Here is a 6,060-nt window from a genome sequence, read left to right on the forward strand (position 1 = left end):
GCGCGGGGGAGGGCCGCCAGGGGAGTGCAAGTGTGACGATCTGCTGATCCGATTGAGGGATCTGCCCGCCGCGCTCCCCGCAGCTCGTCGCACCGAGTGAATTACGCTCTGTTTTCCCGAACGCTGGGAAAGGAGCGGATCCGTGGCGGATTTCGTCGGGCGGCGGCGTGAGCTCAAGGAGCTGCGCGAGGACATCGCACGGACCGGACTCGACACCCTCTCCGGCCGCAAGGCCAAGGCACCCCGCGCCCGCGTCCTGCTGGTCGCCGGACGCCCCGGCTCCGGACGCACGGCGCTCGCCGAGGAACTCGTGCGCGAGGTGGCGCCCGACTACCCCGGCGGCGTCCTGCGCGCCCGGTTGACCATGCCCGGCGGGGAACCGGCCGACACCGAGGCCGTCATGCGCGGCCTGCTCCGCTCCCTGGGACGCGCCACCCCGCCCGGCGCCGGCGAGGACGAGCTCGGCTCGGCCCTGCGCGAGGCCCTGGCCGACCGGACCGCCGTGCTGCTGCTGGACGACGCGGCCGACGTCTTCCAGGTGGACGCCCTGCTCCCCGACAACCCCGACTGCCTGGTCGTCGTCACCGCCGAGGGCCCGCTCACCGGCATCCCCGACGTCCGCCCCTGCACCCTCGGCGGCCTGGACCCCGCCTCCGCCGTCCAGATGCTCACCCGGCAGACCGGCGACACCCGGATCGCCGCCGACCCGCGCGCCGCCGAGGCCCTCGCCGAGGCCTGCGGCAGCCAGCCCGCCGCCCTCGCGCTGGCCGGCGGCTGGCTGGCCGTCCACCCCAAGGCCTCCCTCGTCGACCTCGCCAAACAGCTCCACGACATGCCCGCCGGGGCCGGCGGCCCGGTCGCCAAGACCTTCCAGCTCGTCTACGGCTCCCTGCCGCAGCCCGCCCAGCGCACCCTGCGGCTGCTGCCGCTCGCACCCACCGGCCTGATCGACTCGCACATCGCCTCCGCGCTCGCCGGCTGCTCGGTCGTCGCCGCCCAGTCCACCCTGGAGGACTTCGCCCAGCTCGGCCTGCTGCGCCCGGCCGCCGACGGCCTCTTCCTGCTGCCCGGCTGTCTGGCCCCGCTGGTGCGCGGCCTGCTGGAGACCAAGGAACGGCCCGGCGAGGTCCAGCTCGCCCGGGCCCGGATGCTGGAGCGGACCGTCCGGCTGCTGCACTCCTGCCGGGCCATGGCCGAGGCCGGCGCGGAGCCCGTACGCGAGCGGCTGGAGCTGCCGCGGGCCCTGCGGTTCGCCGACCGGCGGGCCGCCGGGGCCTGGCTCGACAGCCGGCTGCCCGCCCTGACCGCCGCCGCGCACCTCGCGGTGGCCGACGGCGAGCTGGACACCCTGGCCCGCCGGCTGGTCGCCGCCCTGGTCCGGGCGCTGGCCGAGCACCGCGGCACCGCCGAGGCCGCGCCCGAGCTCTACCCGCTGCACCGGCTGGTGCTGGACGTGGCCGAGCGGCGTTCGCTGCACCGGGAGCGGGCGGCGGCCCTGCTGAACCTGGCCGACCTCGACGCGGAGACCGGCCGCAGCGCCGAGGCCCTGGAGCGCTACCGGGCCGCGCTGGACGCCGGGCGGGCGGCGGGCGACCCCTATGCCACGGGCCGCGCGATGGAATCCGTAGGCGGTGCCCACCAGGCGCTCGGCGACTACCACCGGGCGGCCGACTGGTTCGGTCGAGCGCTGTCCCAGGCGCTCGCGAGGGGGGAGCGAGCCGACGAGGCCAGGCTGTACGGGCGGCTCGGCAATGTGCACACCCTCGCCGGGCGGTACGGCGACGCGCTGCGCAGCTGGCGGGCGGCCGCGGCGGGGTACCGCAAACTCGCCGATGTCCCGGGACAGGCGCGGGCGTTGAGCGAAATGGCGCGAGTACAGGAGTACGCCGGCCGGCCGGAGGAGGCGCTGCACACCTGCCGCGAGGCCATCGAGCTGGCGCGGCGGGCCGGGGACCTGCGGCTTCAGGCCGCGCTCCAGGTGCGGCTGGCCGACACGCTCGACCGGCTCGGTGACCCGGCGGCGGCCCGGCTGCACCGCACGATGGCCGATCGGCTGCTGTCCGATGCCCCCACCGACCCTGCTGCCTGCGAAATCCGTAGTAGATCCGACTGAGATTATTTGTTTGCAAGGCTAGACACGCGTTAATCCTTCATTAAACTGGCTCTGCCACGTCATCACGTGGAGCATCCCGTTGCGCACTCTTGTGAGCGGGTATGTATGGCAATGCACCGTAAAATCCCCTGAGCCAAGGACCGTGATCGACGATGAAGGTCGGTATCCCCCGCGAGGTCAAGAACAACGAGTTCCGGGTGGCCATCACCCCTGCCGGTGTGCACGAGCTCGTCCGTAACGGCCACCAGGTCTTCATCGAGCAGAACGCCGGTGTCGGCTCCTCGATCACCGACGCCGAGTACGTCGCCGCCGGCGCCGAGATCCTGGCCACGGCCGACGAGGTCTGGCAGACCGCTGACCTGCTGCTGAAGGTCAAGGAGCCGATCGCGGAGGAGTACCACCGCCTCCGCAAGGACCAGACGCTCTTCACCTACCTGCACCTGGCCGCCTCCCGCGAGTGCACGGACGCCCTGCTGGAGTCCGGCACCACCGCCATCGCCTACGAGACGGTCGAGCTCGCCAACCGCGCGCTGCCGCTGCTCGCCCCGATGTCCGAGGTCGCGGGCCGGCTGGCCCCGCAGGTCGGCGCCTACCACCTGATGCGCTCCGCCGGCGGCCGCGGTGTCCTGCCCGGCGGTGTCCCCGGCACCCACGCCGGTGAGTGCGTGGTCATCGGCGGCGGCGTCTCCGGCTGGAACGCGGCGCAGATCGCCATCGGCATGGGCTTCCACGTGACCCTGCTCGACAAGGACATCAACAAGCTCCGCGAGGCCGACAAGATCTTCGGCACGAAGATCAAGACGATCGTCTCCAACGCCTTCGAGCTGGAGAAGGCGGTCATCGAGGCCGACCTCGTCATCGGCGCCGTTCTGATCCCGGGTGCGAAGGCTCCGAAGCTGGTCACCAACGAGCTCGTCGCCAAGATGAAGCCCGGAAGTGTCCTTGTCGACATTGCCATCGACCAGGGCGGCTGCTTCGAGGACTCCCGTCCGACCACCCACGCCGAGCCGACCTTCCAGGTCCACAACTCGGTCTTCTACTGCGTCGCCAACATGCCGGGCGCGGTGCCGAACACCTCCACCTACGCGCTGACCAACGCCACGCTGCCCTACATCGTGCAGCTCGCGAACCTCGGCTGGGTCGAGGCGCTGCGCCGTGACTCCGCGCTGGCCAAGGGCCTCAACACCCATGACGGCCAGGTCGTTTACGGTCCCGTCGCCGAGGCCCACGGCCTGGCGTCGGTGGAGCTGAACACGCTCCTGGGCTGACCCCGCCGCCAGTCGGTGGCTCCCGTCAACGACTGACGTCAATCTCACGTATCCGGCCGGACCTTGCCCGCAAGGTCCGGCCGGACGCGTACGCGCGCGCGGCCCCTCGTGGGCTCAACTCGCCTCGAACGTAACCCTTTAACCGTTTCGCGCACCCGCGAAACTTCGCAGTGACGGCCCGTACGCCCTTGACAGAGTGGTGTTCGGTTGCCGACACATCGTGCCGGGTCCGGCGGATTGTGTTGCTGCGGAGCGGTGACACGCCATAGAGTCGCCAACCGTCGGCATGGTGCCACGCTGACCTATCGATAAGTGTCCTGGTCACGTCCGAGGAGGTAAGACGACTTGTGAATGAGTCGACATTTGCTCCTGGGGGTGGTCAAGCAGGAGGGCCCGCGCGCGGCCAAGGTGCCGACGGGCTCGAAACTGTCGGCTCCGTCGCAGTACGTACCTTCGCGAACCACCAGCACATGACGACGCCCCAGAAGAGCATGGACGGCCTAGACGTGAACTCCACGGCCGGCGACCTGAGCGGCCGTGAGCCCACCGGTTTCGCCGACTACGACGAGGTGCCCGAGGGGCACTTCTTTGACCCCGACGCCGAGTACGAGCCCGACCCCGAGTACGCGGCCACCCTCGCCCCCGACGCGGCGAGACAGCGCCGCGAACGGATCGGCCCCACCGGGCGGCCCCTGCCGTACTTCCCGATCCCGGGCCCGCTGACCGACCACGGTCCGGCGAAGATCATCGCGATGTGCAACCAGAAGGGCGGCGTCGGCAAGACCACGTCGACCATCAACCTGGGTGCCGCGCTGGCCGAGTACGGCCGCCGCGTCCTGCTCGTCGACTTCGACCCGCAGGGCGCCCTCTCCGTCGGCCTCGGCGTGAACCCGATGGAACTCGACCTGACGGTCTACAACCTGCTCATGGAGCGGGGCATGTCGGCCGACGAGGTGCTGCTCAAGACGGCCGTCCCCAACATGGACCTGCTGCCGAGCAACATCGACCTCTCCGCCGCCGAGGTGCAGTTGGTCAGCGAGGTCGCGCGCGAGTCGACGCTCCAGCGTGCGCTGAAGCCGCTGATGAACGACTACGACTACATCGTCATCGACTGCCAGCCCTCGCTGGGCCTCCTGACGGTCAATGCCCTGACGGCGGCTCACAAGGTCATCGTGCCGCTGGAATGCGAGTTCTTCGCGCTGCGCGGGGTGGCCCTGCTGACGGAGACCATCGAGAAGGTCCAGGAGCGCCTGAACCCGGAGCTCGAACTGGACGGCATCCTCGCCACGATGTACGACTCCCGCACGGTGCACAGCCGTGAGGTGCTGGCGCGCGTGGTCGAGGCCTTCGACGACCACGTCTACCACACCGTCATCGGCCGTACGGTGCGCTTCCCGGAGACCACGGTCGCCGGTGAGCCCATCACGACGTACGCCTCCAACTCCGTGGGTGCCGCCGCGTATCGCCAGCTCGCCAGGGAGGTGCTCGCCCGGTGTCACGCCGAGTGAGTCTGCCCGGAGCCGAAGAACTGTTCCGTACGACCGGGGGGATGGCCCTGCAGGCCTCCTCGCCGCGACGGGGGACGGAAGAACTGCCGTCCGCCTCCGGCGCGGCGGAGCTGGCGGTGCCGCAGGAGGCGGCGGCGCCGGCCGAGCAGTCCAGGCAGCCGACGGTGGGTGCGCCGCGCCGCTCGCAGGAAGGTTCCGGCCCCACCGCGGCGGCCGGCGCCGCTGCCGGGGCCGCCGCTGCCCCTGCGCCGCGGCGCAAGGGCCGGGGCGCGAACCGGCGCCCCAGCGGGCGCGAGCGCCACGACGAGAAGATCACGGTCTACGTCTCCGCCGAGGAGCTGATGGACCTGGAGCACGCGCGCCTGGTCCTGCGCGGCGAGCACGGCCTGGCCGTGGACCGCGGCCGCATCGTGCGCGAGGCGGTGGCGGTGGTCCTGGCCGACCTGGAATCCCGAGGCGACGCCTCCATCCTGGTCCGCCGCCTACGAGGCCGCTGACCCTTCCGGGGCCTCGCCAGGCCTCGAGCCCCGGGCCGCTGCCCCGAGCCCCGAGCCGCGGCACCTGGCCGGCCCGCGACGCCCTGCCCGGCACCTGACCCGCCTCCGCAGGCAGCACGGCCGCAAGCCGCCCCGGGACCCGGAGGTACCGGCCGGCACCGCAGCCTCCGTGCCACCGTGGCCCGCCACCTGGCTTCGCCAGGAGCGTGGCCGTCTGCTCGCTCCGGCCCGGGCGCCATGGGCCAGCTCGGCAGGCCCGCGCCATGGGCCCGGCGCCCGGCTCGGGCGGAGGCAACGCCGCCCGGCTCCGCCGGTAGCGCGGCCACCTCCCCACCGCCGGGTCCCGGAGGGGCCACGGAGCGGCTCTGCAACAACCCGCCCCGCGCGGGGGCGAGGTGGCGCCTTCCCAGGGCTCGGCCCGGGCCCTGAGGCCATCGCGGCAGGCTGCGCCCTGTGGTGGCTGCTCGGCCCCGTCGGCGGCAACACGCCGCCCGGCCCCCGGCAGCGTGGCCGTCTGCCCGGTGCCGGGCTGCCGGGGTACCGTGGCCGCCTGCCTGCCGCCCGGCTCCGCCGGTACCGTGACCGTCCGCCCGCCTTCCGGCTCCGCCGGTAGCGTGCCGCCCGGCCCGACCGGGCCCCGCTTCCGCCCCACCTGGACCGCAATGCCCTCGAAC

Annotated in this window: 4 protein-coding genes; all 4 read left to right on the plus strand. The window is 72.6% G+C overall.

The genetic code is table 11. From position 1 onward, the window contains the following. Window positions 1–142: 142 nt before the first annotated feature. The 4 genes from EF918_RS31310 (at window position 143) to EF918_RS31325 (ending at window position 5,386) form a co-directional block, all read left to right on the plus strand. Complete coding sequence (locus EF918_RS31310; RefSeq protein ID WP_260610836.1) at window positions 143–2,113, plus strand: tetratricopeptide repeat protein; 1,971 nt, start codon at window positions 143–145, stop codon at window positions 2,111–2,113. A 152-nt stretch (window positions 2,114–2,265) separates the two neighbouring features. Beyond that, complete coding sequence (gene ald / locus EF918_RS31315) at window positions 2,266–3,381, plus strand: alanine dehydrogenase (RefSeq protein ID WP_125652304.1); 1,116 nt, start codon at window positions 2,266–2,268, stop codon at window positions 3,379–3,381. Window positions 3,382–3,851: 470 nt separating this feature from the next. Then, entirely contained in the window at window positions 3,852–4,889 is a 1,038-nt protein-coding gene (locus tag EF918_RS31320; protein WP_312847882.1) for a ParA family protein, read from the plus strand. After that, window positions 4,874–5,386 (plus strand): hypothetical protein, encoded by a 513-nt coding sequence (locus tag EF918_RS31325; RefSeq protein WP_125652306.1) that lies wholly within the window; start codon window positions 4,874–4,876, stop codon window positions 5,384–5,386. Before EF918_RS31320 ends, EF918_RS31325 begins: the two co-directional genes overlap by 16 nt. Window positions 5,387–6,060 lie beyond the last annotated feature (674 nt).

The organism is Streptomyces sp. WAC06614 (assembly GCF_003949795.1).
Classification (GTDB): Bacteria; Actinomycetota; Actinomycetes; order Streptomycetales; family Streptomycetaceae; genus Streptomyces.